Raw genomic sequence first — 26,870 nt, 5'->3', positions numbered from 1 at the left:
ATGACATCCTTCCCTTAGGGACCATTGGGGAGAAGGTAGGGGAATGGACAAGCCGGTCATCGTGACGGTCGACGACGACCCGGGGGTGTCGCGGGCGGTGGCTCGTGACCTCAGGCGCCGGTACGGCCATGAGTACAGGATTGTCCGCGCCGAGGCTGCCCACGACGGCATCGAGGCGGTCAAGGAGATGCGGCTGCGCGGCGACGAGGTGGCGGCGATCCTGGCCGACTACCGGATGCCGCAGATGAACGGCGTGCAGTTCCTGGAAGCCGCCATGGACATGTACCCGTACGCGCGCCGGGTGTTGCTGACCGCCTATGCCGACACCGACGCCGCGATCCAGGCGATCAACGTGGTCGACCTCGATCATTACCTGCTCAAGCCGTGGGACCCGCCGGAGGAGAAGTTCTACCCGGTGATCGACGGCCAGCTCGACGCCTGGATGCGGACCGATCGCACGGCCCGTCCCGAGCTGCGCGTGGTGGGCGACCGCTGGTCGGCGCGCTCGTACCAGGTGCGGGACTTCCTGGCCCGCAACCACGTGCCCTACCAGTGGATGCTGGCCGAGGACCCTGAGGGCGCGCAGCTCGTCAAGGCGGCGGGCGAGGGTTGTCACCTGCCGCTGGTGGTCACCGAGGACGGCACCACGCTGGAGTCCCCCGACCAGGCCACGCTGGCCACCGCGGTCGGGCTGTCCACCACGCCGGCCACCGACTTCTACGACCTGATCGTGGTCGGCGGCGGGCCCGCGGGCCTCGGCGCGGCGGTCTACGGCGCGTCGGAGGGCCTGAACACGGTGCTGGTCGAGGCGCACGCCTCGGGCGGCCAGGCGGGCCAGAGCTCCAGGATCGAGAACTACCTGGGCTTCCCCGACGGCGTGTCCGGGCAGCAGCTCGCCGACCGGGCGCGCCGGCAGGCGCTGAAGTTCGGGGCCGAGCTGCTGAGCGCGCGCAAGGTCACCCATCTGGAGCCGCGCGGGCAGGCCCGGGTGATCGGGTTCAAGGACGGCGGCGAGATCGCCGCCCACGCGGTGATCCTGGCCACCGGCGTCACCTACCGGCGGCTGGAGGCGCCCGGCCTGGACGAGTTCGTCGGCCGGGGCGTCTTCTACGGCGCCGCGCTGACCGAGGCCCCGGCGTGCAAGGACAACGAGGTCTACATCGTCGGCGCGGCCAACTCGGCCGGGCAGGCGGCCGTCTACCTGGCGGGATTCGCACGCAAGGTCCATTTGTTGGTGAGGAGTGATGGTTTGGAGAAGTCCATGTCCCACTACCTCATCGAGCAGATCAACGCGATCGACAACATCGAGGTCAGCCTCCTGACCGAGGTCGTCGCCGGCGCCGGTGACGACCACCTCGAACAGCTCACGCTGTCGACCAAGGGCGAGGAGCGCACGGTCGACGCCCAGTACCTCTTCGTGTTCATCGGGGCCGAGCCGTACACGTCGTGGCTGGGCGAGACGATCGAGCGGGACGCCAAGGGGTTCGTGCTGACCGGGCCCGACCTGGTGCAGGGCGGCAGGCGGCCGCGCAACTGGGCGCTGCGCCGCGAGCCCTACTACCTGGAGACCAACGTGCCCGGCGTGTTCGCCGCGGGGGACGTGCGGGCCGAGTCGATCAAGAGGGTCGCCTCCGCCGTCGGTGAGGGCGCGATGGCCGTCGCGCTGGTGCATCGTTATCTGGAGAAGCAATGACCGACACCGTCGACATCGACGAACTGCGCAAACTCTTCCTGTTCGAGCGGCTGACCGACGAGCAGCTCGGCAAGCTGGCCGCCAGCGGCCGGGTGCGCTCGTTCGCCCAGGACGAGGACATCGTCCGGCAGGGCGAGCCGGCCGAGTGCTTCGCCGTTCTGCTGGAGGGCGAGGTGCAGATGATCAACGAGACGGTCAGCGCCGGCACCGTCGCCATGCCGCGCGCCTCCCAGCCCGGCGTGTACGGCGGCGCGACCTCGGCCTACCTGGGCGACCGGGCGCCGGAGACCTACCAGCACACGCTGCGCGCGACCGCGCCCTCGCGGATCTTCCTGCTGCCCGCCAAGAAGTTCGCCTACATCGTGGCCGAGTGGTTCCCGATGGCGATGCACCTGCTCGACGGCATGATGTCGGGCGGGCGCATGCAGCGGGAGATCATCGACCGGCGGCAGCGGCTGACCGCGCTCGGCACGATCACGGCCGGGCTCACGCACGAGCTGAACAACCCGGCGGCGGCGGCCGTGCGCGCGGTGAGCGAGCTGCGTTCGCTGATCAAGGCGTCCCGCATCCAGCTGGCCCAGCTCGCCGAGGCCGGCATCCCGCCGGAGAAGCTGCGCACGCTGATCGAGGCCCAGGAGGCGTGCACGAGCAACCTGGGCAACCAGCCGCAGCGCTCCCCGCTGGAGATCTCCGACGCCGAGGACGAGCTGGGCGAGGCGCTGGAGGACGTCGGCGTCGAGGACGCGTGGGAGCTGGCTCCCGCGCTGGTCAACGCCGGTTTCACCGCCGAGTACCTGCAGAAGATCCGCGGCAAGGTGGGCGAGGAGCACACCCCGGCCGCCCTCCACTGGCTGGCCGAGGCCGTCGAGATCTCCCAGATGCTGAACGAGGTCACCGAGGCCACCGAGCGCATCACCTCGCTGATCCGCTCGGCCAAGCAGTACTCGCAGATGGACCGGGCGCCGTTCCAGATGATCGACGTGCACGACCTGCTCGACAGCACGATCGCCATCTTCCGCGGCAAGACTCCGCCGGGCGTCAGCGTGGTCACCGACTACGACCGCACGCTGCCGCTCATCCCCTGCTACGCGGGCGAGCTCAACCAGGTGTGGACGAACCTGATCCACAACGCCCTCGACGCCATGGGCGAGGAGGGCACGCTGACCGTCCGCACCGCCCACGACGAGGACGAGGCGATCGTCGAGATCGGCGACACCGGCCCCGGCGTGCCCGAGGCGATCAAGGACCGGATCTTCGAGCCGTTCTTCACCACCAAGAGCGTGGGCGAGGGCACCGGGCTCGGCCTGGACATCTCCTACCGCATCGTGGCCGGGCGGCACGGCGGCGAGCTCAAGGTGCGCTCGGTGCCGGGCGAGACCTGGTTCGAGGTGCGCCTGCCGCTGCGCGAGCCCGCCGCCGTCCAGTGAGCCGGCCCGTCTGAGGCGGGCCCTCCGGCGCGGCGCGGGTCACCAGACGTTGTCCCGCGCCGTGTCGAGGGCCGTCAGCACGGCCCCCTCCAGCACCGCGTTGCCCCCGACCCGGGTGGCCCTGACCTCGGTGGGCGCGGGCGACAGCTCGCCCAGCCGGACGGCGACCTGCTCGGCCAGCTCGTCGCCGCCCTGCTGGCCGGTGGCCCCGCCGAGCACCACCAGGCCGGGGTCGAGCAGGGTGACGAAGGCGAAGGCGCCCTTGGCCACCCGGCGCGCCAGCTCCTCTGGCCGGGTGGTGTTCTGGAGCAGGATGCACAACGGCGTGCCCTCCACGTCGAGGAAGCCGATCTCACCCGCGCCCCCTGACGCGCCGCGCCTCACCCGCCCGCCGAGCACGACCGCGGCGCCGATGCCGTCGTCCAGCCAGAGCAGCACGAAGTCGTCGCTGCCCTGGGCCGCGCCGGTGCGCAGCTCGGCGACGGCGGCCAGGTTCACCTCGTTCTCCAGGACGACGGGCACGCCCAGCCGCTCGCGCACGGCGCCCACCAGGCCGGGCCGCCACCCGGGCACGTCGTTGGCCACCGCCAGCTCGCCGTCCATGGGTTTGACCAGGCCGGGCGCGCCGATGACCACGTTGTCGAGCGGGCGGCCCGCGGCGGCCTCGGCGACCGTGGCCGCGACGAGGGCGACCAGGTCGCCGGAGATCTCGCGGACGGCCGAGCCGACCACCTGGCCGGTGAGGTCGGCGACCGTGACCTTGATCGCCGTGCGGCGCAGGTCGACCCCGGCGACGTGGGCCCGGCCGGCGACCAGCGCGTAGAGGCGGGCGTTGGGGCCGCGACGGTCCTCGCCGCGCTCGCCGGCCTCCTCGATGAGGCCGCCGCCCTTGAGCCGTTCGATCAGGTCGGAGACGGTGGGCCGGGACAGGCCGGTCAGCTCACGAAGCTGCGGGGCGGTCAGCGGACCGTGCTCCAGCAGCAGGTCGAGGGCGAGCCGGTCGTTGATCGCACGGGCCATGGACGGGGTCGCGGTCTTCACGCCGCCCATAATAGTCAGGAAGCCTCCCTGATAGCTCTTTTCATCAGGAAGGTTGCCTGATAGTTTTTCTGGCCATGAGCCCTCATCGCGCCATCGCGGCCGTCTTCGCCGCACACGGAGCCGTCGCCGGCAGTTTCGCCACCCGCATCCCGTGGCTCCAGGAGCACGTCCACCTGAGCGCGGCGATGCTCGGGTTCGCGCTGCTCTGCCCCTCGATCGGGGCCTTCGCGGCGATGCCGCTGGCCAGTCGCCTGGCCCACCGGTTCGGCAGCCGCGCCACCACGCGCGCGCTGCTCGCGTTGTGGTGCGGCGGCCTGGCCCTGCCCGCCTTCGCCCCCGCCCCCGTCTGGCTGTTCGTCATCTTCCTGCTGTACGGCGCGTCGGCCGGCATGTGCGACGTCGTCATGAACGCCCACGGCGTCACGCTCGAACGGCATCTGAAGAAGCCGGTCATCTCCGGCCTGCACGGCATGTGGGCCGTCGGCAGCCTGGCGGCGGGCGGCCTCGGCACCCTGGCCGCGCACGCCGGCATCGACGCCCGCCTGCACCTGGGCGTCGTCGCCGCCGTCCTGGTGGTCGCGGGCGGGATCGCCGGGCGCGGGCTGCTGCCCGACGGGCCGCGGGCCGCCGCCGGGCCCGCGCCGCGCCGGTTCGCCCTGCCCTCGCGGGCCATCGCGGCCATCGGCGTGGTCGGCTTCTGCGGCACGTTCGCCGAGGGCGCCAGCTCCAACTGGGCCGCGGTCTACCTCACCAACGTCGCCGACGCGGGGCCGGGCGTGGCCGCCGCGGGTTACACGATCTTCATGCTCTGCATGGCCGGCGCCCGGCTGCTGGGCGACCGGGTGGTGCGCCTGACCGGTCCGGTGCGGGCGGTCAGGACGGGCGGGATCGTCGCGGTCGCGGGCGGCGTGCTGGTGGTCCTGGCCCGCACGCCCGCACTGGGCATGGTCGGGTTCGCGCTGGTCGGACTGGGAGTCGCGGTCATCGTGCCGCTGGTGTTCGCGGCGGCGGGCAACGCGGGGCCCACGCCGGGCGAGGGGGTCGCCGGGGTCGCGACGATCACGTACCTGTCGGGGCTGACCGCGCCGGCGGTGACGGGATGGGTGGCCGACGGCGTGTCCTACCCGGCGGCGTTCGCGCTGATCACGGGGATCCTGGTGGCGCTCACGCTGCTCGCGCCGGTGCTGCGGCCGCGCGCGGCCGCCACGGAGGTGGTCCTGGAGCGGCAGCCGGCGTGATACGCTCCCAAGCGAGCGCTTGGTTTACATACGGAGAGGCCGCCGCATGAAGTTCTCGACCTTCCACCTCTTCCACCGCTTCGACGGCCAGAGCTTCAAGGACGTCTACGACTACCATCTGGAGCTCATCGAACTGGCCGAGGAGCTGGGCTTCGACGGGGTGCGGCTGGCCGAGCACCACTTCCGCGACTACGGCGTGGCCCCCAACCTGTTCACCATGCTCGCCCACGCCGCCGCCCGCACCTCCCGGCTCCGGCTCGGCACCGGCATCGTGGTGCTGCCGCTGCACAACCCCGTCCACGTGGCCGAGGAGGCCGCGCAGGTGGACGTGCTCTCCGGCGGGCGGCTCGACCTGGGGATCGGCCGGGGGTACCAGAGCTTCGAGTTCGAGGGCTTCGGGATCGACCTGGCCGAGGCGCGCGACCGGTTCAACGAGGCGCTGGAGGTGATCCTCGGGCTGTGGACGCGGGAGTCGTACCGGCACGAGGGGAAGTTCTACCGGACCGGCGCCGAGGTCTCGCTCGTACCGCGTCCGTTGCAGTCGCCGCACCCGCCGCTGCACGTGGCCGCGGTCTCCCCCGAGACCGTCACCATGTACGCCGAGCGCGGCCTGCCCGTCCTGGCCGACCCCGCGGCGACGTTCCGCAAGGTCGTCAAGGCGGCCGAGACCTGGCGGGAGACGGCCGCGCGGGCCGGCCACCCGGCGGGGGCCGACCTGGTGGTGGCCCGCAGCGTCTATGTCGCCCCCACGCTGGAGCGGGCCCGCGAGGACCAGGCCAGGTTCGAGGCGTCCTTCGACCGCTCGCGCATCTTCAACGAGCGCAGCGCGCCCATCGACCCCAGGACCGGCAAGGCCGCCGAGGGCTTCGAGTACTACCAGGACCGCTACCTCAAGGGCGGCTCGGTCTCGCCGGACTTCCGCTGGGAACAGCTGGAGGTCATCGGCGACCCCGCCCGCGTGATCGAGCAGATCTCGCTGCTCAGGGACGCCGGCTTCAGCAACCTCCTGTGCGACTTCGGCAGCACCAGGCCCATGCCGCTGGAGGACATGAAGCGGGTCATGCGCTTCTTCGCCGCCGAGGTCATGCCGGCCTTCGCCCCCGCAGGAGGATGACGATGATCCACAGCCTCACCCTGTCCGACGTCCTGGCCGACCACGCCCGCAGCCGCCCCCTGGTCACCGCCGTGGTGGACGGGGACGTGCGGCTCACCTACCCCGAGCTGGACGCCCGCGTGACGCGGCTGGCCGACGCCCTGGCCGGGCGCGGCGTGGCCGCCGGTGAGCGGGTGATGTGGCTCGGCCAGAACTCGCACGCCGTGCTGGAGCTGCTGCTGGCCTGCTCCCGCCTGGGCGCGGTGCTCTGCCCGGCCAACTGGCGGCAGTCCGGGGACGAGCTGCGCTTCGTCCTGGCCGACCTGGCGCCGCGGGTCGTCGTCTGGGAGCACTCCGACACCGCAGCCGAGCTGGCGGACGAGGTGACATGGGTGCGCGCGGGCGAGGCGTACGAGGAGCTGGTCGCCGGGGGTTCGCTGCGCGAGTTCCCGCAGGTGGACGACGCCGAACCGGTGCTCGCCCTCTACACCGCCGCCTTCGGGGGGCGGCCGGGCGCCGCCCTGCTCAGCAGCGCCGCCCTGGTGGCCCACAGCGCCACGCTGCTCGTCGTACGGCAGATGGAGCCGGGGTTCACCTTCCTCAACGACGGGCCGCTCTTCCACGTCGGGACGATGATGTTCTGCCTGGCCACCCTCCAGATCGGCGGCACGAACGTGTTCACGCCCGCCTTCGACGCCGAGGAGGTCTGCCGGCTGGTCGACGCCGAGCGGGTGACGCAGGCGTTCCTGTTCGGACCGATGATCGACGCGGTCGCGGCGGCGAACGCGGGCGGCAAGTACGACCTGTCCTCGCTGCGCTTCGTCGCCCACTCCGCCGAGTGGGACGACATGATCACCGTGGACGACTCTCCCTGGTGCCGCTCGAAGATGGGCGGGTACGGGCAGACGGAGGTGGGCGGCATGCTCACCTTCCTGGGGCTGGCCGAGGGCGGGGCGGGGTTCGCGGGACGGCCGTCGCCGCTGGTCCAGGTGCGCATCCTGGATCCGGAGGGCGCGGAGGTGCCGGCGGGCGAGGTGGGCGAGATCTGCGCGAGGGGCAAGACCCTCTTTTCCGGATATTTCGCCCGGCCCGACTTAAATGCGGAGAAGTCGCGGTACGGCTGGCATCACACCGGCGACCTCGGCCGCCGCGAACCCGACGGCACCATCACCTTCATCGGCCCCCGGCTCCGCATGATCAAGTCGGGCGCCGAGAACATCTACCCGGCCGAGGTCGAGCGCGCGCTCAGGACCCACCCGGCCGTCGCCGACGCCGCGGTGATCGGCGTGCCCGACCCGCGCTGGCACCAGGCCGTCAAGGCGGTCGTGGTGCTCAGGCCGGACGCCGCCGCCTCGCAGGAGGACCTGGTCGCGCACGTCAGGGGTGAGCTGGCGGCGTACAAGAGGCCGCGGGAGGTGGTGTTCGCCGACGCCATCCCCAAGCAGGGCTTCACCCCCGACTACGACGCCCTCGACGCCGCGTACGGCGGCGGCAACTACCCGGGCGCCTGACCCGCGCGGTGCTGGGCGATCCCCGGTTCAGCGCGCTGCTCACCGGCCGGTTCACGCTGCGCAGGATGCGCCTGCTCGAACCGCGGATCGAGCGCATCGCCGCCGACCACCTCGACGCCATGGCCGCCGCCGGGCCGCCGGCCGACCTGGTGACGGCGTACGCGCTGCCGATCCCGTCGCTGGTCATCTGCGAGCTGCTCGGCGTCCCGTACGCCGATCACGACTGGTTCCAGGAGCTCAGCGCCCGGCTCGTCACCTTCGGCGCGGACGGCGCGGGGGCGCTCGCCGAGCTGACAGGATACCTGCGCGACCTGGCCCGCCGCCGGCGCGTGGAGCCGGACGGCGGCCTGATCAGCGACCTGACCGGCGAGCTCGACGACGAGCTCGCCGGGCTCGCGGTGATCCTGCTGGTGGCGGGCGTGACGGTCAGGGCGGGCGAGACCGTGGCCCTGTCCCTGCCCGTGATCAACCGCGACCCGGCCGTGTACGCCGACCCCGACCGGCTGATCCCGGGCCGTCCGGAGGCGCGCCGCCACCTGGCCTTCGGGCACGGCGTGCACCAGTGTCTCGGCCAGCAGCTCGCCAGGATCGAGCTGCGGATCGGCTACCGGGCGCTGTTCGAGCGTTTCCCCGGCCTGCGGCTGGCCGTGCCGGCGGCCGAGGTGCCGGTCAAGCACGACGCCTCGGTCTACGGCGTCAGGAGCCTGCCCGTCACCTGGTGACCCGGCGCGCTCACAGGACGGCGAGCGGGGTGATCGGGCTGCCGGTGCCTCCCTCGATGCGCAGCGGCGCGGCCACGAAGACGAACTCCGTCCGCCCGGCCGCGCCCAGCTCCTCCAGCCACAACATCTCGAGCAGGTGCACGCCGTGCCGGTGGAGCAGGATGAGGTGCAGGTCGTCGGCGGCGCACTCGTCGGCGAGCTGACGTTCGTTCAGGCCGCCCACGGCGGCGTTGTCGCAGGCCACCGCCGACACGTCCCGGGCGGCCAGCCAGGCGCCGGCCTCCGCCGACAACCCCGGCTGCCCTGCCCAGTACTCCTCGCGCGACCGCTGCCACACCAGCGGCCATCCCGTACGGACCACCGCGACGTCGCCGGGGCGCGGCGTGGCGATCTCCTCCAGCAGCCCGGCCGGGATCCGGAAGTCCGCCGGCAGGTGGTCGAGCCCGAGCCGCCGGGGCACGTCGAACAGCACGCCCCTGGCGACCACGCCGCCGACGTGCTCGATCCCGCACCTGGTGGCGCCGTAGGAGCGGACGCGGGCGGCCGGGTGACCGTTGTAGAGCCGGTCGCCGGTCCACATGTGGCACAGCGCGTCCATGTGGGTGGTGGTGCCGTGGTGGCTGACCAGCAGGGCGTCGTCGGCCACCCGCAGGCCGTCGCCGACCGGCCGGGCACCGGCGGCGTAGTCGCCGCCGTCCACGGACATGAAGTGCTGCGGCAGCGGGCGGCCCCGCAGGTGGGGGACGGTCGTGGGGGCCGCCGAGGAGGTGGCTCCCCTGATCGGCATGGCCAGGCTCAGCACCTCGCCCGTGACGGCGCTGCGCAGGGCCTCCAGGACGACGGCGGGGGTCAGCAGGTTGAGGGTGCCCCGCTGATCGTCTGGGCCGAATCGTCCCCAGTTGTTAGGCTCGTGCACCAAGTAAGCGCTTCCTTTCCTGCGGAGGTCTGATGTACTGCGATCCCCGGTTCTCCCGCGTGCGGGAGGCGTTCGAGCGGAACTTCGCCGAGGGCGAGGAGCTGGGCGCGGCGGTGGCCGTCCACCTCGACGGCGAGCTGGTCGTCGACCTGTGGGACGGCGTCGCCGACCGGCACACGGGACGCGCCTGGGAGGCGGACACCCCGGCCTTCGCCTACTCGTGCACGAAGGCCGTGGCGGCCACCGTGCTGCTGCGGCTCGCCGAGCGGGGGCTGGTGGACGTGCGGGCGCCGGTCGCCGACGTGTGGCCGGAGTTCGCCGCCGGAAGCAAGGAGGCGGTCACGGTCGAGCACGTGCTGACGCACTCCTGCGGGCTGCCGGTGATCGAGACGCCGGTGCCGGTGGCGGAGTTCGAGGACCTGCCGGCCATCGCGGCCCGGCTCGCCGGTCAGACGCCCCTGTGGGAGCCGGGGACGGCGCACGGGTACCACGCGCTGACGTACGGCTTCCTGGTCGGGGAGGTGGTGCGGCGGGTCACCGGGAAGTCGGTGGGCGAGCTGGTGGCGGCGGAGATCGCCGGGCCGCTGGGGCTGGACCTGTGGGTCGGCGCGCCCGACGACGTGATCCCCCGCGCCGCCCGCCTCAAGGCCCCCGCCCGCCCCCGCCCCAACCCCGAGAGTCCCGCGGCCGCCCCGGGGACCTCCGCGCCCTCCGGCGGCGGGGCCGAGCCGGGCGACGGTGGGGGGCGGGATCTGCTGGGCGAGATGAGCCGGGCGGTGCTCGACCCCGGCAGCCTGATGAACCGGGCGCTCGGCAACCCCGCCATCCGCCTGCTCGAAGGCGGCGCGAACAACCCGGTGATCCTGCGCGCCGGATGGCCCGCCGCCGGGGTCGTCACCACCGCCAAGGGCCTGTCCGGGTTCTACCGCGCGCTGGTCGGCGGCGACCTGCTGAGCTCCGCGACCCTCCAGGACGCCCTGCGCCCCCGCGTCAGCGGCCCCGACCGCGTGCTGTTCATGGACACCGCGTTCGGCCTCGGCTACATGCGCCCGTCGTTGGCGTTCCCGATGCCGTCGGCGACCGCGTTCGGCCACTCCGGGATGGGCGGCTCGCTCGGCATGGGCGACCCTGACCGCAAGCTCGCCTTCGGGTACGTGATGAACCGGATGGCCGACAGCCTCACCGGCAACCTGCGTGGCCTGCGCCTGATCGAGGCGGTCTACCGCTGTCTGTGACCCCACGGCGCGCGTCACTGCATGGTCACGCCGCCGCTCACCGACAGCGTCTGGCCGGTGATGTAGGCGGCGCGGTCGGTGCACAGGTAGGCGATCAGCCCCGCGACGTCGGCGGGCGTGCCGAGCCGGCGCAGCGGGATCCCCTTGGCGATCTTGTCCACCAGCCCCGGCTCGGCCTCGGAGACGCGCCGGAGCATCGGGGTGTCGGTCGGCCCGGGGCAGACGACGTTCGAGGTCACCCCGCCCCTCGCGGCCTCCCGGGCGAGCGTCTTGGCCAGGCCGAACAGGCCCGCCTTGGTCGCCGCGTACGCGCCCTCGCCGCCCGACCCGGCCCTGGCGCCGTCGGAGGAGACGAACACCAGCCGTCCCCAGCCCCTGGCCGTCATGCCGGGCAGGAGCAGCTTGGTCATGAGCATCGGGCCGCGCAGGTTGACCTGCCACATGAGGTCCCAGTCCGCCGGGTCGCTCGCCGTGAACGGCTGCACGATCGACACCCCGGCGTTGTGCACGAGCACGTCCACGGGCCCGGCCTCGGCGCAGAACGCCTCGACCGAAACGGGCGAGGCCAGGTCCACGGCCAGCGCCCGCGCGCCGGGCAGCGCCACGGCCGTCCGGCGGGCGCCCGGGAGGTCCACGTCGGCGACGGTGACGCGGGCGCCGAGCGCGGCGAGGTCGGTGGCGACCGCCGTGCCGATCGCGCCCGCTCCCCCGGTGACGACGGCGACGCGGCCGTCGAGGCGCAGGCCGTCCATCACGTCCACGCCCGGACGAGGTCGGCCGCGGCGACGCGGGTGGCCAGCAGGCTGATCGTGTTGCGCAGGACGGCCTCGGCGTAGTCCTCGGGGATCCCGGCCACCGCGTCCCGCACCACCGTCACCCGGTAGCCGAGGTCGACCGCCTCCAGCGCCAGCCCCGGGATGCCCAGGTTGAGCGAGACCCCCATCGCGACCACGGACGAGACGCCGAGCGAGCGCAGCGTCATGTCCAGCGAGGTGCCGGTGAACGGCGAGAACCCGTGGTGCCGCCGGCTCTCCAGGTCGCCGTCCTCGCGCAGCTCGGGCAGCACCTCCACGGCGGGCGTGCCCTCCAGCATGTGCACGGGGTCCTTGAGCAGGGAGACGATGAACGGGCAGTTGCCGGTGTGCGAGCCCGCCCGGTCCGGCCGGAAGGCGGCCGTGCAGTGGATCACCGGGAGCCCGGCCGCTCGGGCCGTGCGCAGGACGCGGGCGGCGTTGGGGACGACGTCGTGACGGGCGCAGGCCGCCACCAAATCCGGAAATTTCGTGAGGTCGCCGACGACCCCGCGCTGCATCTCCATCACCAGCACGGCCGACCGCTCCACCCGCACCCTCCGTCATTTAGCCGAGCGCTTGCTTGGGTTCGCCACAGCATAACACCGCACCCACACCCTCACCCTCACCCGGCGTCACCGTTCATCACAAAGGGCGAAATTTCTCCAGACGTGACAACCCACACCCCGGGTGAGACCGTCGAATGCACGACGGCATGGCTGATGGGGGTTGGACTTGGTCCCTGGTTACCGTGAAGTTCGTCAGCTCGGCGCGGGCCGCACCGGCCGCGTGTTCCTCGCCACCTACCAGTCCACCGGCGCCTACGTCGCGATCAAGTACCTGAACGCCACCCTGCGCAGGGACCCCGAGTTCATGGACCGCTTCAGGGCCGACGCCCATCGGCTCGTCGAGCTCGACGACCCCAACATCGTCCGCCTCTACGAGTACGTCGAGACCCCGTCCCGAGCGGCCGTCGTCATGGAGCTGGTGGACGGCGTCTCGCTGCGCACGCTGCTGGCCGAGCACGGCCGGACGGCCCCGGAGGCGGCCCTGGTGCTGCTCAAGGGCATCCTCGCCGCCCTGGCCGCCGCGCACGAGAAGGGCGTGCCGCATCGGGACGTCAAGCCGGAGAACGTCCTGGTCCAGGCGGACGGCACGAGCAAGCTGGCCGACTTCGGGGTGGTCGTGCACGCCGAGGAGCCGGGGGTGCCGGCGGGGAGCCCGGCGTACATGTCGCCGGAGCTGTGGACGCAGGGACGGGCGGGGCCGCCGGCCGACCTGTACGCGGCGGCCTGCGTGCTGTTCGAGGCGGTCAGGGGGCGGCCGCCCTACCGGGCGTACAAGGACGGCGGGGACGGCGAGCAGGACGTCGCGGCCCTGCGGGACCTGCACCTGACGGCGCCGGTGCCGCTGGAGGTGGTCCCGGACGCCCTGCGCGACCTGCTCAGGCGCGGGCTGGCGAAGGACCCGGCGACCCGGTACGCCTCGGCCCGGCAGTTCGCGGCCGAGCTGGAGGAGGACGCCGTCGCGGGGTACGGGCCCGGCTGGGAGCAGCGGGGCCGCCGCCGGCTCGCCGAGCTGGCCACGCTGCTGGCGCTGCGCTTCCCGCTGGCGGCCAGGACCGAGCAGGACGCCCGCGTCCCGGCCGGGATCCGGGGGCGGGCGGTCCGGCTGCCCGCGCTGCCGCCGCACCTGTGGGTGGCGGGCGCGACGGTGGTCGCCGTGGCGATCGCCCTGGTGATCTCCGGCGGGCGGCTGTCGCCGGGGGCGGGCACGATCCTGATGCCGCAGCCGAAGCCGTCGGGCGAGCTGAACCCGGCGCCGGTCGACGCCCACACGCCGACGCCCCGCAGGAGCGTGCCCGCCACGGCCCGCGGCAGCGCGTCCCCGCCCGCGCCCACCGGCGGGCCGCGCGTCCCGACCGGCCCGGCCGCGCCGACCAGTGCCGCGCCGCCGCCTGTGCCGCCGACAGTTCCCACAACGGCGCCCCCGACGGTTCCGCCGACGGTGCCGACGCGGGCGCAGAGCGGGACCGCCCTGCCGCCGCCCGCCGTGCGGGAGGCGAGCATCGCGCGGTGGAGCGGTTCGGCGGGCGCGATCAGGGTCTCCGCGGACGGCACGGGGCCGGTGCGGCTGCGGATCGCGTACACGCGGCGGCTCGGCGACGGGCCGGTCACCACCGTGCGGCGGGAGACCCTCACGTTGCGCGGCAGCACCGCCTACACCAGCGGGGTCCGGCACGATCCCGGGAGCGTGGACTGCGGGGTGCGGGCCTACCTCGGGATCATCGTCATGACCGAGCCGGCGGCGGTCAACGGACCGCAGGTGAGCGAGGTCGCGGTGGACGGCCCCGCCTGCACCGTCCCGCCGACCCGCTCCGCACCGCCCACCCCGACCGGCACCGCGTCCCCGACGGGCACCGCGTCCCCGACCGGCGGGCAGCCCGTGGCGCACCCGACCTCGGAAGGGACGCCACCGGTCAGCAGCCCGCCCGTGGCACATCCCACGCCGGGAACCACCTACCTCATGGAGGCCGCCTCCCCGGCAGGCTCCCGGGCTCTTGTTCGGCAACCAAGCGTGCGCTAGCTTGGCAGCGATGAGCGGTGAGACCTCCCCCACCGGCGCCGCAGGGGCGCGTGGCGAGCTGGTGATCCGGCGCTGCCTGAGCTGCGGCCGCCGCGGCTGCCTGCCCGAGCCGTCGTGCCCGGCGTGCGGCGGCGGCGAGACGGCCGCCGAGCCCGCCAGGGGCACGGGGACGGTCCACACGTTCACCGTCGTTCACCGGTCGTTCGCGCCCGGCTACCGGGGGCGGGAGCCGTACGTGCCGGCGTGGGTGGACCTGGACGAGGGTGTGCGCGCGTTCGGGCACGTCGTGGGGTGCGCGCCGGAGGAGGTCCGCGTCGGGATGCCGGTGCGGGTGACGTTCGTGGACGATCTGCCGCATTGGAGGCCCGTGTGAAGCTCGGCAACGTGCTCATCCCCGTAGCCGACCTGGACGAGGCGATCGCCTTCTACGGCCTGCCGGTGAAGTTCAGGGACGGCGACAGGTTCGCCGCGCTGGACGGCGGCGGCGTCACCGTGGCGCTGGCCGGTCCCGCCGAGCACGTCACCGCGTCGGCGGCGCCGTCGTACAAGGTGGACGACGTGGCGGTCACGGTGCGCGAGATGGCGGCGCGCGGGGCCGAGGTGGTGCGCGCGCCCGAGGACGGGCCGCACGAGAGGCGGGCCGTGCTGCGCGACCCCTCAGGAAACACGTTCGTGCTCTACTCGCCCCTCTGACCTGGAGGCATCCCCCATGGCGCGATCACCCTACGGCAACTACGGCCACGCGATCCTGACCGCGGGAGCGCTGCGCACGCCCGACCGGGTGGCGCTGACGTACTGCGGCGAGCGGAGCTTCACCTACGACGAGCTCAACCGGGCCGTCAACCGCCGGGCGAACGCGCTGCTGGCGGCCGGGATCACCGCCGGGCAGCGGGTGGCTGCGCTGCTCAACGAGACGCTGCTGGTCGCCGAGGTCTACCTGGCCCAGGCCAAGATCGGAGCGGTGACGGCGGCGCTCAACCCGTACTGGCCGGCCGAGACGCTGCGGGCGGTGGTGGCCGCCTCCGGCTGCACGGCCTTCGTGTACGACTCCACGGTCGCCGACCTGGTCGGCGGCATCAGGGGCGCCCTCCCGCAGGTCACCACCTGGATCGACGCCGGTGAGCTGGCCGGCGGCCAGGAGGAGGAACCGCCGCTGGGCGGCTTCCACGACGACCCGCTGGCCCTCTACTACACCTCCGGCACGACCGGCCTGCCCAAGGCCGTCGTGCACACCCACGCCTCCTCCCTGGCGACCGCCCAGATCTGGCTGGACGTGCCGCGCGGCCCCGACTCGGTGTTCGGCACGGGCGCGATCATCTGGGGCATCGGCTTCCCCGCCATCGTCGGCCCCGCCCTGTACGCGGGCATGCGCCTGGTGCTGGAGCAGGACTGGGGACCGGCGAACTTCCTGCGCGTGGTGCCGCGCGAACGGGTCACGCACGTGTCGCAGATCCCGTCGTTCTACGCGGCGCTGCTGGGGACGTCCGAGCACGAGGGGGTGGACCTGTCGTCGATCCAGGTGATCATGCTGGGCGGCGAGCCGCTGACCGCGACCATGCTCGACCGGATCAAGGCCAGGCTGCCCGGGGCGGGGGTCTACTCCTACTACGGGCAGACCGAGGCGCCGTACACGTGCATGGGCCGCGTGGACGACGGCTCGACGCCGCTCGGGTCGTCCGGACGGGCGCGCACGGGCAACGCCGTGCGGATCACCGGCCCGTCCGGCGCCGCGGTGACCGGCGAGGTCGGCGAGATCAACCTGGCCGGGCCGCACCGCATGGCGGGCTACGACGGGACTGACGACCACGGCGTCCTGCGCGGCGAGTGGTACGTGGGCGGCGACCTCGGGACGTTGTCGGCCGACGGCGTGCTGCGCGTCCTCGGCCGCCGCGAGGACTCCATACTCAAGCACGGCCAGTGGACGCAGCCCGCCACGATCGAGGAGGCCGTCTCGGCCCTGGACGGCGTGGCCGAGGCCGGCGCGGTGGGCGTCCCGGAGGGTGCGGCCGAGCAGCGGGTGCTGCTGGCGGTCGTGCCGCGCGACGGGCAGTCGCTGGACGCCGCCAAACTGTCCCTCGCCCTGGCCGACACGCTGCCCCCGCACCAACGGCCCGACCACATCGTGGTGACCGGCGAGCTGCCGCACTCGCAGGACGCCTCCGGCGGCCCCGGCAAACTGCTGCGCCGCCGGATCCGCGAGCAGCACGGGCACCTGCTCGGGTGAACGCCCAGGAGCACGGGAGCACCTGGGACGCCTCCCACGACGTCCCCCGCGACCTTCACGAGCGCGACACCCGGGACGTCCCCCGCGTCCCCCGCGAGCACGAGGTCAAGGAGCTGGTCGCGGCGGCCGGGGTGCCGGTGCCGCGCGGGATCGTGGTGCGCGACCTGGACTTCGCGGCGGCCGGAGGGCTGACCGAGCCGCTGGTGCTGAAGGCGTTCGGCCCGGGGCTGGTGCACAAGTCGGAGGCGGGGGCCGTCCGGCTCGGCCTGCGGGCGGACGGCCTCGCCGCGGCGGCCGCGGAGATGCGCTCCCGGCTGGACGTGGAGGGGTTCCTGGTCGAGGAGCAGGCGCCCGCCGGGGTGGAGCTGATCGTCGGCCTGGTCGGCGACCCGGGGTTCGGCCCGGTGCTGCTGGCCGGGCTGGGCGGCGTCTGGACCGAGGCGATGCGCGACACGGCGCTGCGCCTCTGCCCGATCTCCGAGCGGGACGCGCGGCTCATGCTGGACGAACTGCGCGGCGCGGCCCTCCTGCACGGCCACCGCGGCCACCCGCCCGTGGACGTGGACGCCGTCGTCAAGCTGCTCATGACGGTCGGCGGCCCCGGCGGCCTGTGGGAACGGCTGGAACTGGGCGAGTTCGAGCTGAACCCGGTCATCGCCACCCCGTCCGGCGTGACCGCGGTGGACGCGCGCCACCTGCCCGGCCGGCCGCGCCCGTCCACCGCCCGCGAGCCGGCCGACTTCCTGCCGCTCTTCGAGCCGCGCGCGGTGGCCGTCGTCGGCGCCTCGGCGAGCCGGCCGAACTTCGGGAACATGTTCCTCGACTTCTACCGGGCCGCCGGGGTGCCGCTGGTGGCCGTGCACCCGTCGGCCGCCGAGGTGGCGGGGGTGCCCGCGGTGCCGTCGCTGGCCGCCGCCGACGTGGACTACGCGCTGGTGGCGGTGCCCGCCGAGCGGTGCGCCGAGGTGGTGCGGCAGGCGTCGGGCATCCCGTACGTGCAGGTGATGAGCGGGGGGTTCGGCGAGGCCGGACGCGCGGACCTGGAACGCGACCTGGCCGGGGCCGCCCGCGCGGCGGGCACCCGGCTGCTCGGCCCCAACTGCATGGGCGTGTACTGCCCGCGCGGCCGGCAGACGTTCGTCGGCGGCGGCGTCGGACCGGCGGGGACGGTGGCGCTGATCTCGCAGAGCGGCGGCCTCGCGGGTGAGGTGATCAAGGTCGGGGAGCGGCGCGGGCTGGCGTTCAGCCGGGTCGTCACCGTGGGGAACGCGGCCGACGTGACCCCCGCCGAGCTGCTGTCCTGGCTGGCCCGCGACCCCGAGACGCGGGCCGTCGGGCTCTACCTGGAGGACCCGCGCGGCGGCCGGGAGCTGCACGAGGCGCTGCGCGCGGCCGGGCTGCCGGTGGCGCTGCTGGTCGGCGGGCGCAGCTCGCAGGGACAGCGGGCGGCGCTCTCGCACACCGGCGGCATGGTGAGCGACCTGCGGGTGTGGGCGGCGGTCGCGGCCCAGACCGGCACGGCGCTGGTCTCCTCCCAGGACGACCTGATCGGCGTGCTGGCCTTCTTCCAGGCCCACGGCTCCCGCGTGACGGACGGCGACCGGGTGCTGGTGATCGGGCCGAGCGGCGGCGCGGGCGTGCTGGCGGCCGACGCGTTCGACCGGGCCGGGGTGCGGCTCGCCCCGCTGCGGGACGGCGTGCTCGACGGGCTGGGCCTGGCCGCGGCGGGCAACCCGCTGGAGGTGCCGGTGGGGCCGCGCGGGCGTCCCGGGCTGGTGGCGGAGGTGATCGAGGCGATCGTCCGGCGGGAGCCGTACGCGGACGTGGTCGCCCACGTGAACGTGCAGAGCTTCTTCACCTACGGCGACGCGGCCGAGCCCCTGTACGCCTACGCGCGGGCCCTGGCCGGCGCGCAGGAGGCGCTGCCGCGCGTCCGGATCACGCTCGTCACCAGGAACGGCGAGTGCGCGCCCGCGGGCGTGGAGGACGAGGTACGGCGGATCGCGGCGGCGGCGGGCGTCCCCGTCTACCGCTCCATGGAGGCGGCCGCGGCGGCGGTCGCGGCAGGAGGTAGTCGTGGGACTGCTTGACGGCAAGGTCGCGCTGATCACGGGCGGGGCCAGGGGCATGGGCGAGTCGCACGTGCGCCTGTTCCTCGAGGAGGGCGCGCGGGTGGTCTTCGGCGACGTGCTGGAGGAGGAGGGCAAGGCGCTGGCCGCCGAGACCGGGGCCACGTACGTGCGGCACGACGTGCGCAGCCCGGACGAATGGCGGCGGGCCGTCGGCGCGGCCACGGAGCTGCACGGCCGGCTCGACGTCCTGGTGAACAACGCCGGCATCCTCACCTACGGCCGCATCCAGGACATGGCGCCCGAGGACTTCGACCGGGTGATCGACGTGAACCTCAAGGGCACCTGGCTGGGGGTCAAGTCGGTGATCGACCCCATGAAGGCGGCCGGGCGCGGCGCGATCGTCAACATCTCCTCGATCGAGGGGTTCGTCGGGGCGGAGGGGTTGTCGGCGTACGCGGCCTCGAAGTTCGCGGTGCGCGGGCTGACCAAGTCGGCCGCGCGGGAGCTGGCCCGGTTCAAGATCCGGGTGAACTCGGTGCATCCGGGGGCGATCAACACGGCGATGGCGGTGAACCCGGACCTGATGGCCGAGGTGGACGCGGAGGCGTTCGTGAAGTCCATGGTCATCAAGCGGTTCGCGAAGCCGGTGGAGGTCTCGCACGTGGTGGCGTTCCTGGCCTCGGACCGGGCCAGCTACTGCACGGGGAGCGAGTTCACGGTGGACGGAGGGCTGCTGACGGGAGCCGGTTATTAGGCCCCATGAGCGCGACACGCGGGTCTTTTCCTGTTAAATCACCCACCTTGGCGGGGTCCGCCGGCTTGGTTGAGCTGCGGTTATGCGCCCGGTGACGTCTTTACCCTCTCTTGGGACGTGCTTGACCTTGGTCACGAAGCGGTAACCTCGCACCGCACGGAAGACTACAGGTTTCCGGTTTTGCCACACATGTCCCGGGTTACCCCCGTGTACCCGAGTATGTGCGGATAAATCCGGATCTTGACCGGAAGGTTCCCCCATACTTCCATGACGCCCGAGATGCAGAAGTACATCGACCTGCTGGAGAGCCAGCTCGGCTACGCCGAAAAGGCCGGTGCGTACACCAAGTTCGGCGACTGGTACGGCAAGACCGTCGAGTTCGACGCCGACTACTCCGCCGCACCCTGGTGTGACATGTACCTCTCCTGGGCCGCGCACAAGCTCGGCTACCAGGAGTGGATCGGGCAGTTCGCCTGGACCGTACGGCACGCCGAATGGTTCAAGGCTCAGGGGGCCTGGGGGAAGACGCCCAAGCCCGGCGCGTTCGTCTTCTACGACTGGAGCGGCACCGGCAAGATCGACAATATCGACCACGTCGGCATCGTCACGCGGGTCGAGGGCGACACGATCTTCACCATCGAGGGCAACATCGACGGCGGCGTCGCCAAGCGCAAGGAGCGCGACACCAGCAAGGTCGTCGGCTACGGCTACCCCGAACGCATCAAGGCCCGCCTCGACGCCGAGGCGGCCCAGAAGCGGGCCGACGAGCAGGCGGCGACACCCGCCAGGCCCGGCACCGACGTGGGAACGCTCCAGCTTCCCGCCGACTCGCTCAGCTCCCTGATTCCGCACGTCGAGCAGGAGCGCGCCGCCGAGGTCCCGCTCGCCGCGCGTCCGAAGGCCGAGACCGACAAGCCGGCCAGGACCACGGCGACCTCGCCCTCGGCGCCCCCCGCCGCGCCCTCCGCGTCCGCCTCGCCCGCGACGGGGGCGGCGGCCGTGCCGACGGCGGCGGCCGGGAAGTCGGGACAGAAGTCCAAGCACGCCAAGGCGACGACCGCCGACACCACGTCCGCCACCGCCGAGCCCCTTCCCGCGCTCGTGGACGCCTCCTCGACCGGCTCGATGCCCGCGATCGGCTCCCCGTCGCTGGTCGGGTCCGCGCTGATCGCCGCGCTGGCGCTCGTCGCCCTGGCGAAGACCCGCCAGAGCCGCCTGCGCCCGGCCGCCGCCTCGGCGAAGGCCGCCCGCGTACGCGCCGCCGCCGCGACCCTCTCCGCGGGGGAATCCGCAGGGGAAGGCGTCACCCTGAGCACCGCCGCCCTGAACGTCACCGCGGCGCAGAGCACCGCCGCTCTGAGCGTCGCTGGGGGCGTCACTACGGGCGTCACTGCGGGCGTCACTGCGGGCATTGCCGTGCCCGTCGCTCTGCCTGTTCCGGTGCCCGTCGCCGTGCCTCTTCCCGGGACGCGTTCCAGGCGCGGCACCCACGCCGCCCCTTCACGTCACCGGCGTCGCCGCCGTCCCGCGGAGACGCGCCACGACCACACCCGCCCCTCCTCGCTGCGGACCACCGCCGAGCCCGCCGACCACTTCGAACTGCCCATCACCCCTTCCGGCACGGGGTTCGAACGCGCGGCCGTCTCTCCCGAGACCGGTCAGAGGGAACGCTTCGAGCTTGGCGCGGGCTCTTTCGAGGCCGGTCGGAACCGCACCTTCGAGTTCGCCGCCCCCGTCCCCGAGCTCGGCCCCGCAGGCGGCGGCGAGCTCGCGGCCGGCTTGGAGGCGTTCGAGCCGTTCACCGACCGGATGGCCCCGCCGCGGCGGCTGGACAGCGCCTCGTTCCGGCCCGCCCCCGACACGGCGCCCTTCGAGCCCATGTTCGACGCCGGCCCGATGGTTCCGATCTCGCTCCCCCCGGCGACGAGCACGTTCAGCGCCTTCTCCCCCAGCCCCCGACCGGGCGCCGAGGTGGCCGCCCGGACGAGGACGACGCCGCGGGCCGCCCAGGCGTCCAGGATCGGCGCGACGTACCGGGGCCGCCGCCGCCGCAGCGAGCCGGTCGCGGACGCGTACGCCTCCGAGCACCCCTTCTTCATGGACGAGTTCACCGCCGATTCCGTCCCGCGCGGCCGCCGCCACCGTCGCGCCGCGCCTGCCGGGATCACGGGCTCGCAGCACCCGCGAGGGCTGCGCCAGGAGTCCGGCGGGACAAGCACCATCGACGCCTTCGTCCAGGACGCCCCGCTGCGCGGCCGCCGTCACCGCACCCCCACCCCCGTGTGAGGACGGCCCACGGGCGACCGAACGGCCGGGTGGCGAGAGTGGCGGGGAGGGCCGGGCGGCCCGGCGGCCCGGCGGCCCAGCGGGGTCAGGTCACGTCGTACTCGGCGGCGAAGGCGGCCAGGCGGGTGACCGCGTCCCGGCTGCGCGTCCACGGCCGGACGATCAGCCGTTCCACCCCCAGCTCCGCCCAGGCGGCCACCTCCCCCGGAGAGCCCAGCGCGTACGCGTGCGCCGTGACCGGCACCCCCGCCCCCAGCCGGGCCAGCTGTGGCCTGATGGACTCGATGGTGTGCGGCATGCTGATCCACCCGTCGCACAGCCGCGACGCCCGGCGCAGCGCCGCCGCCGACTCCCCGCCGGCCAGCACCGGCAGCCGCCGCTGCACGGGCTTGGGCTCGAAGGCGACCTCCGGGAACCGGTAGAACCGTCCGGAATGGGCGACCACGGGTTCGGTCCAGAGCCGCCGGACGATCTCGATGACCTCGTCCAGGCGGGCGCCGCGGGTCTCGAAGGGCAGGCCGGCCGCCGTCCACTCGCCGCGGTACCAGCCCGCGCCCACGCCGCAGATCGCCCGTCCGCCCGACACCACGTCCAGGGTGGCGAAGGCGCGGGCCGAGACGAACGGGTGGCGCAGCGCCAGGAGGTGCACGGCGGTGCCGAGCCGGACGCGGGTGGTGAGCCCGGCCAGCCAGCACAGGTAGGCCGGGGCGTCGAACAGCGGGGTCGTCGGCTTGATGCCGGGGTCCTCCGTGCCCGGGTAGACGGCGAGCGACAGGTCGGTGGCGAACACCAGGTGCTCGGGCAGCCAGACGGACTCGAACCCCAGCTCGTCGGCGGCCACGGCCACGTCCTTCCAGGCGTCCGGGTGCAGCAGGCCCAGCGGCACGCCGTACTTCACGGGTACCTCCGCAGGTCGCGGGCGCGCAGGCAGGCGCGGACGTGTTCGCGATGGGCGGCGGTGGTGCCGTGCGCGGCCGACAGGGACCAGGCCCGTGCGAGCCAGAAGCGCAGGTCCAGCTCCTCGGTGTAGCCGATCGCGCCGTGGGTCTGCAGGGCGACCCGGGCGGCCAGCGTCGCCGCCTCGCCCGCCGCGGCCTTGGCGGCGCTCGCGTCCCGTCCGGCCGTGGGCGCGTCCCGGTCGACGGACAGCGCCGCGCGGTGCACCAGCGGCGCAGCGAACTCGACGGCGACGGCCACGTCGGCGAGCCGGTGCCGGACTGCCTGGAAGGACCCGATCGGCGCGCCGAACTGCCTCCGGACCCCCGCGTACGACACCGAGACCGCGAGCAGCTCCCGCGCGACCCCGACGAGCTGGGCGGCGGTCGCCACCGCGACGGCCCGCGCGGCGAGCGCCACCCGGTCCGGGCCGGGATCATCGTGTCCGGACGCCTCGAAGGCGACGTCGAACATCGGCCGGCACGGATCCACCCCCGGCACGGCGGCGAGCCGCGCCTCGTGCCGCGGCAGCACCCGCACCCCCTCCCCCGTACGCGCCACGACCAGCACGTCGGCGAGATCGGCGTCGGCCATGTACGCCTCCCCCGGCAGCAGCACCCCGACGCACACCCCGCCCGAGGCCAGCTTGGGCAGCCCGGGGGTCAGGAACGCCGCCGCCACCGCCGTCCCGACCACCGGCCCCGGCAGGCAGGCCCGCCCGGTCTCCTCCACGGCGGGCAGTACGTCGGTCAGCCCGAGCCCGAGCCCGTCGAGCTCCGGCGGTAGCAGCAGCCCGAAGAACCCCAGCTCGGCCAGCCGGTCCCAGGCGGGACGGCGTTCGGTCCGCAGCGCGCCGGGCGGGCAGTGCGCCCGCAGCACGTCGCGGACGGTCGCCCCCAGGGCGAGTTGCTCGTCGGTGAAGGCGAAGTGCATGAGGGCGACTCCAGAGGGGTCATCGGGGCAGGCCCAGGACACGCTCGGCGATGATGTTGCGCTGGATCTCGTTGGTGCCCGCGTAGATGGGCCCGGCCAGCGAGAACAGGAAGCCGTCCAGCCAGGCCGTCCCGCCGGCGCGGTCGCCGAGCAGTTCCATGGCCAGCTCGTGCATGCGCAGGTCCAGCTCCGACCAGAAGACCTTGCCCATGCTGGCCGCCGCCCCGATCTCGGCCCCGGCCATGATCCGGCGCGCGGTGGCGAAGGTGTGCAGCCGGTACGCCTCGGCCGCCGTCCAGCAGCGCGCGGCCCGGTCGGCGAGGGCGGGGTCGGCGTCCAGGGCCAGGTCGAGGAGGCGGTCGGCGGTGGCGAGGAAACGGCCGGGGCTGCGCAGGGTCAGGCCGCGTTCGGAGGAGGTGGTGGACATCGCGATGCGCCAGCCGTCGCCGGGCTCGCCGAGCACCATGGAGTCGGGCGCGAACACCCCGTCGAAGTGCAGCTCGGCGAACCCGGGCAGGCCGTCGAGCTGGGCGATCGGCCGGACGGCGACGTCGTCCAGGGGGAACAGGAAGTACGTCAGGCCCTTGTGCCGCGCGCCGGAGGTGCGGAAGAGGCCGAAGCCGTGGGAGGCATGGGCGGCTCGGGAGCTCCAGGTCTTGTGCCCGTACAGGAGCCAGCCGCCGTCGGCGCGTTCGGCGCGGGCGGTGAGCGCGGCGAGGTCGCTGCCGGCCTCGGGCTCGGACCAGGCCTGCGCCCAGACGTCCTCGGCCGTCGCCATCCGGGGCAGCCAGCGCCGCCGCTGCTCGGGGGTGCCGAACCGCATGAGGCTGGGGGCCAGGAGGAAGATGCCGTTCTGGCTGACCCGGGCGGGGGCCCTGGCGGCCCAGTACTCCTCCTCGAAGATCAGCCATTCGATCAGGGACGCGGCCCGGCCGCCGTACTCGCGGGGCCAGGAGACGACCGACAGCCGCTCGCCGGCCAGCAGCGCCTCCCAGGCCCGGTGGGCCAGGAAGCCTTCATCGGTGTCCATCGGCGGCAGCCGCTCGGGCACGTGGGCGGCCAGCCAGTCGCGAACCTCGGCGCGGAAGTCCTGCTCGGCCGGGGAGAAGTCGAGATCCACAAAACCAAACTAGCGCACGCTTGGTCTACTGGCCAGGCCGCCGTCCGTCGGCCTACTCTGGACGTCGTGCAGGGTCTTCTGCTCCGGCTTTCCACGCTCGACACCGACGCCGAGAGCGCGGTGCGGGTCATCGCCTACTTCGACTCGCTGGTGCGCGACCACGTCACCGTGCCCGTGCTGCTCGCGGCCACCGCCCGGCTGGCGCGATGCCCGGTCGGCCTGCACGACGCCACCACCGGCCGGCGCCTCCGGACGGGCCCGGACGGCCGGTCCGCCGACACGGAGACGCCGCGCGCCGGGGAGGGGCCGGGCGCCGGGGAGGGGGTCCGGGCGAGGGAGCTGAGCGGCGGCCTGGGCAGCGTGTGGATGGAACGCGAGGGCGCCCCCCACGGCCTCGACGACATCGTGCTCGAACGGTTCGCCGCCGCCGCCGAGCTGACCTTGGAACGCGCCGCCGCGCAGGCCCGCGAGGGCCGGGACCCGGCGCTGGTCGAGCTGGTGCTGTCGGCCGAGACCGGCGAGGCGGAACGCGCGCGGGCACTGCGCCTGCTCGGTTTCGCGCCGTCCACCCCTCTCCAGGCCATGGCCTTCGCCCTCCCCCGCGACCCGCTTCAGGTCACGGCATCCACCCTCCCCCGCGACTCGCTTCAGGCCACGACGTCCACCATTCCCCGCGACCCGCTCCGGACCACGGCGTCCGCCCTCTCTCGCGACCCGCTCGCGGCCGGGTTGCGGGCGATGGGGCACCGCGTGCGGACGGCCAGGATCGGCGACACCCAGGCCGTGCTGGTGGCCACCACCGTCGAGGGCGAGCTGCCCGAGGGCGCCCGCGTGGGCATCGGCCCGGAGCTGCCCGGGTCGCACGCCGCCGAGTCCTGGGCCAAGGCCCGCACGGCGCTGCGCTTCACCGGCCCGCACGACCGGGTGGTGCGCTGGACCGATCTCGGCGCGCTCGCGCTGTTCGCCGACCTGCCCGGCCCGGCCGTCGCGGAGCTGGCCGACGTACGGGCGATGGCGCGGCTGAGCGAGGACCACCTGCTCGCGGTGCGCGCGCTGTGCTCGGCCGGGTCGGTCCGCGCCGCCGCCACCGGGGTGCACCTGCACCACAGCTCGATGGCGGCCCGCATCGCGCGGGCGGAGTCGGTGCTGGGCTTCTCCCTCGCCGACCCGGCCGGACGCCTGCGCGCCCACCTCGCCCTCGCCCTGCTGCGCCTCCTCGCGAACGCCACCACCGCTGAGGCCGCCACCGCCGGCGCCGCCAACGTCACCGCCGCCACCGCCGCCACCGCTACAGGCGGTACGCCCGCCTGAGCGCGGCCAGCCGGGTCTCCCGCGCCCGCCTGCTCAGCGGGGTGTCCGGCACCATGACGTCGAACCCGTGGAACGCCCCCGGGTAGAGGTGGAACTCGGTGGACACGCCGGCCCGCGCCAGCCGCTGGGCGTAGTCGATGTCCTCGTCCCTGAACACCTCCAGCTCGCCCACGTCGACGAACGCGGGCGGCAGCCCCGACAGGTCCTCGGCCCGCGCCGGCGCCGCGTACGCCGGGACGTCCGGGCCGCCCGCCCGGTCGCCCAGCAGGGCGGACCAGCCGTAGAGGTTCGCGGCCCGGTCCCAGACCACGGCCTCGGTGAACTCCAGGCTCGACGGGGTGGTGTTGCGGTCGTCGAGCATCGGGCAGATCAGCAGCTGGAGGACCACCTCGGGCCCGCCCCGGTCGCGGGCGAGCAGCACGGTCCCGGCGGCCAGCCCCCCACCCGCGCTGGCCCCGCCGACGGCCAGCCGGGCGGGGTCGATGCCCAGCTCCTCGGCGTTCTTGGCGGTCCACAGCAGGCCCGCGTAGCAGTCCTCGACCGGCGCGGGGTGCGGGTGCTCGGGCGCCAGACGGTAGTCGACGGAGACCACGACGACGCCGAGCCGCTCGACGTAATCGATCATCGTGGCGTCGTCCACCTCGGGCATGCCGACGATCATGCCGCCGCCGTGGATCCAGTAGAGGCCGGGCCGGCCGGCGCCGTCCTGCGCGGGGCGGTAGACGCGGACCCGGATGTCCGGTTCGCCGTCGGGGCCGGGGACGCGGCGGTCCTCGATCCGCACCTCGGTCTCGGCGGGCGGCGTCGCGGCCAGCATCGCGTGGATCTGGGCGCGGTGCCCGGCCAGCTCCTCCGCGTCGAGCGCCGTCACGTCGAACGCCGGGAACGGCGCGTTCTCCAGGGCGGCACGCAGGTCCGGATCGAGGTTGGGGTGGAACGCCATGAGGACTTCCTTCCACGGAGGGGCTTGCCGTACCCCTC

The 26,870-nt window shown here is 74.0% G+C and carries 23 protein-coding genes; 15 read left to right on the top strand and 8 right to left on the bottom strand.

What is annotated here, in order from left to right; all coding sequences use genetic code 11:
* The first annotated feature begins 43 nt into the window (after positions 1 to 43).
* The gene (locus AB0J71_RS17455) at positions 44 to 1,693 is read left to right on the top strand and encodes an FAD-dependent oxidoreductase (protein WP_364414941.1); all 1,650 of its coding nucleotides are present in this window, start codon (positions 44 to 46) and stop codon (positions 1,691 to 1,693) included.
* Positions 1,690 to 3,120, top strand: a complete 1,431-nt coding sequence (locus AB0J71_RS17450) for an ATP-binding protein (RefSeq protein ID WP_352319971.1) — start codon at positions 1,690 to 1,692, stop codon at positions 3,118 to 3,120. The genes AB0J71_RS17455 and AB0J71_RS17450 overlap by 4 nt, the downstream gene beginning before the upstream one ends.
* Before the next feature lie 39 nt (positions 3,121 to 3,159).
* Here the strand turns inward: AB0J71_RS17450 and AB0J71_RS17445 are convergent, their stop codons facing one another.
* The gene (locus AB0J71_RS17445) at positions 3,160 to 4,161 is read right to left on the bottom strand and encodes an ROK family transcriptional regulator (protein ID WP_352319973.1); all 1,002 of its coding nucleotides are present in this window, start codon (positions 4,159 to 4,161) and stop codon (positions 3,160 to 3,162) included.
* Between the two features lie 74 nt (positions 4,162 to 4,235).
* On the opposite strand from AB0J71_RS17445, the gene AB0J71_RS17440 reads away from it, so the two are divergent.
* Genes AB0J71_RS17440 through AB0J71_RS17425 form a run of 4 tightly spaced genes read left to right on the top strand, consistent with a single transcriptional unit; the run spans position 4,236 to position 8,725 of the window.
* A complete protein-coding gene (locus tag AB0J71_RS17440) occupies positions 4,236 to 5,399 on the top strand; it encodes an MFS transporter (protein WP_364414939.1) in 1,164 nt (387 codons plus the stop codon).
* A 46-nt stretch (positions 5,400 to 5,445) separates the two neighbouring features.
* Positions 5,446 to 6,513, top strand: coding sequence for an LLM class flavin-dependent oxidoreductase (locus AB0J71_RS17435; protein WP_352319977.1), 1,068 nt, complete (start codon positions 5,446 to 5,448; stop codon positions 6,511 to 6,513).
* Positions 6,514 to 6,515: 2 nt separating this feature from the next.
* On the top strand, positions 6,516 to 8,003 hold the full coding sequence (locus AB0J71_RS17430; protein ID WP_364414937.1) for an AMP-binding protein: 1,488 nt from the start codon (positions 6,516 to 6,518) through the stop codon (positions 8,001 to 8,003).
* 8 nt (positions 8,004 to 8,011) lie between these two features.
* Complete coding sequence (locus AB0J71_RS17425) at positions 8,012 to 8,725, top strand: cytochrome P450 (protein WP_364414935.1); 714 nt, start codon at positions 8,012 to 8,014, stop codon at positions 8,723 to 8,725.
* Between the two features lie 10 nt (positions 8,726 to 8,735).
* Here the strand turns inward: AB0J71_RS17425 and AB0J71_RS17420 are convergent, their stop codons facing one another.
* Positions 8,736 to 9,644 (bottom strand): cyclase family protein, encoded by a 909-nt coding sequence (locus AB0J71_RS17420; protein WP_352319452.1) that lies wholly within the window; start codon positions 9,642 to 9,644, stop codon positions 8,736 to 8,738.
* A 29-nt stretch (positions 9,645 to 9,673) separates the two neighbouring features.
* Between AB0J71_RS17420 and AB0J71_RS17415 the strand changes: the two genes are divergently transcribed.
* On the top strand, positions 9,674 to 10,876 hold the full coding sequence (locus tag AB0J71_RS17415; protein ID WP_364414933.1) for a serine hydrolase domain-containing protein: 1,203 nt from the start codon (positions 9,674 to 9,676) through the stop codon (positions 10,874 to 10,876).
* A 14-nt stretch (positions 10,877 to 10,890) separates the two neighbouring features.
* Here the strand turns inward: AB0J71_RS17415 and AB0J71_RS17410 are convergent, their stop codons facing one another.
* Together AB0J71_RS17410 and AB0J71_RS17405 are read right to left on the bottom strand one after the other, a co-directional pair.
* Positions 10,891 to 11,628 (bottom strand): SDR family NAD(P)-dependent oxidoreductase, encoded by a 738-nt coding sequence (locus tag AB0J71_RS17410; RefSeq protein ID WP_364415073.1) that lies wholly within the window; start codon positions 11,626 to 11,628, stop codon positions 10,891 to 10,893.
* Positions 11,628 to 12,218, bottom strand: coding sequence for an isochorismatase family cysteine hydrolase (locus AB0J71_RS17405; RefSeq protein WP_352319448.1), 591 nt, complete (start codon positions 12,216 to 12,218; stop codon positions 11,628 to 11,630). Before AB0J71_RS17405 ends, AB0J71_RS17410 begins: the two co-directional genes overlap by 1 nt.
* A 184-nt stretch (positions 12,219 to 12,402) precedes the next feature.
* Here AB0J71_RS17405 and AB0J71_RS17400 point away from each other — a divergent pair, with 184 nt between their 5' ends.
* The 7 genes from AB0J71_RS17400 (at position 12,403) to AB0J71_RS17370 (ending at position 21,589) form a co-directional block, all read left to right on the top strand.
* The gene (locus AB0J71_RS17400) at positions 12,403 to 14,253 is read left to right on the top strand and encodes a protein kinase (protein WP_364414931.1); all 1,851 of its coding nucleotides are present in this window, start codon (positions 12,403 to 12,405) and stop codon (positions 14,251 to 14,253) included.
* 10 nt (positions 14,254 to 14,263) lie between these two features.
* Positions 14,264 to 14,626, top strand: a complete 363-nt coding sequence (locus AB0J71_RS17395) for an OB-fold domain-containing protein (RefSeq protein WP_364414929.1) — start codon at positions 14,264 to 14,266, stop codon at positions 14,624 to 14,626.
* On the top strand, positions 14,623 to 14,946 hold the full coding sequence (locus tag AB0J71_RS17390) for a VOC family protein (RefSeq protein WP_352319442.1): 324 nt from the start codon (positions 14,623 to 14,625) through the stop codon (positions 14,944 to 14,946). The genes AB0J71_RS17395 and AB0J71_RS17390 overlap by 4 nt, the downstream gene beginning before the upstream one ends.
* Before the next feature lie 16 nt (positions 14,947 to 14,962).
* A complete protein-coding gene (locus tag AB0J71_RS17385; RefSeq protein WP_364414927.1) occupies positions 14,963 to 16,477 on the top strand; it encodes a class I adenylate-forming enzyme family protein in 1,515 nt (504 codons plus the stop codon).
* Complete coding sequence (locus AB0J71_RS17380; protein ID WP_364414925.1) at positions 16,474 to 18,567, top strand: acetate--CoA ligase family protein; 2,094 nt, start codon at positions 16,474 to 16,476, stop codon at positions 18,565 to 18,567. The genes AB0J71_RS17385 and AB0J71_RS17380 overlap by 4 nt, the downstream gene beginning before the upstream one ends.
* The gene (locus tag AB0J71_RS17375) at positions 18,554 to 19,303 is read left to right on the top strand and encodes a glucose 1-dehydrogenase (protein WP_352319437.1); all 750 of its coding nucleotides are present in this window, start codon (positions 18,554 to 18,556) and stop codon (positions 19,301 to 19,303) included. Before AB0J71_RS17380 ends, AB0J71_RS17375 begins: the two co-directional genes overlap by 14 nt.
* 267 nt (positions 19,304 to 19,570) lie before the next feature.
* Complete coding sequence (locus AB0J71_RS17370; RefSeq protein ID WP_364414923.1) at positions 19,571 to 21,589, top strand: CHAP domain-containing protein; 2,019 nt, start codon at positions 19,571 to 19,573, stop codon at positions 21,587 to 21,589.
* Between the two features lie 85 nt (positions 21,590 to 21,674).
* On the opposite strand, the gene AB0J71_RS17365 is transcribed toward AB0J71_RS17370, so the two are convergent.
* From AB0J71_RS17365 to AB0J71_RS17355, 3 genes are read right to left on the bottom strand one after another with little or no spacing between them, the layout of a single operon-like run.
* Entirely contained in the window at positions 21,675 to 22,487 is an 813-nt protein-coding gene (locus tag AB0J71_RS17365; protein ID WP_352319433.1) for a TIGR03619 family F420-dependent LLM class oxidoreductase, read from the bottom strand.
* Positions 22,484 to 23,458 (bottom strand): acyl-CoA dehydrogenase family protein, encoded by a 975-nt coding sequence (locus tag AB0J71_RS17360; RefSeq protein WP_364414921.1) that lies wholly within the window; start codon positions 23,456 to 23,458, stop codon positions 22,484 to 22,486. The genes AB0J71_RS17365 and AB0J71_RS17360 overlap by 4 nt, the downstream gene beginning before the upstream one ends.
* Positions 23,459 to 23,477: 19 nt before the next feature.
* Entirely contained in the window at positions 23,478 to 24,578 is a 1,101-nt protein-coding gene (locus AB0J71_RS17355) for an acyl-CoA dehydrogenase family protein (protein WP_352319429.1), read from the bottom strand.
* A gap of 66 nt (positions 24,579 to 24,644) precedes the next feature.
* On the opposite strand from AB0J71_RS17355, the gene AB0J71_RS17350 reads away from it, so the two are divergent.
* Positions 24,645 to 25,889 carry a helix-turn-helix domain-containing protein gene (locus tag AB0J71_RS17350; RefSeq protein ID WP_364414919.1) on the top strand — a complete coding sequence of 415 codons (1,245 nt, stop codon included), beginning with the start codon at positions 24,645 to 24,647 and terminating at the stop codon, positions 25,887 to 25,889.
* On the opposite strand, the gene AB0J71_RS17345 is transcribed toward AB0J71_RS17350, so the two are convergent.
* Positions 25,867 to 26,832, bottom strand: a complete 966-nt coding sequence (locus AB0J71_RS17345; protein WP_364414917.1) for an alpha/beta hydrolase — start codon at positions 26,830 to 26,832, stop codon at positions 25,867 to 25,869. The two genes, AB0J71_RS17350 and AB0J71_RS17345, sit on opposite strands and share 23 nt — an antisense overlap.
* Positions 26,833 to 26,870: the final 38 nt, after the last annotated feature.

This window comes from Nonomuraea sp. NPDC049637, assembly GCF_040675235.1.
Lineage (GTDB): Bacteria > Actinomycetota > Actinomycetes > Streptosporangiales > Streptosporangiaceae > Nonomuraea.
Note: the sequence above shows the minus strand (reverse complement) of the source record. Positions and strands in the feature narration are given on the sequence as shown.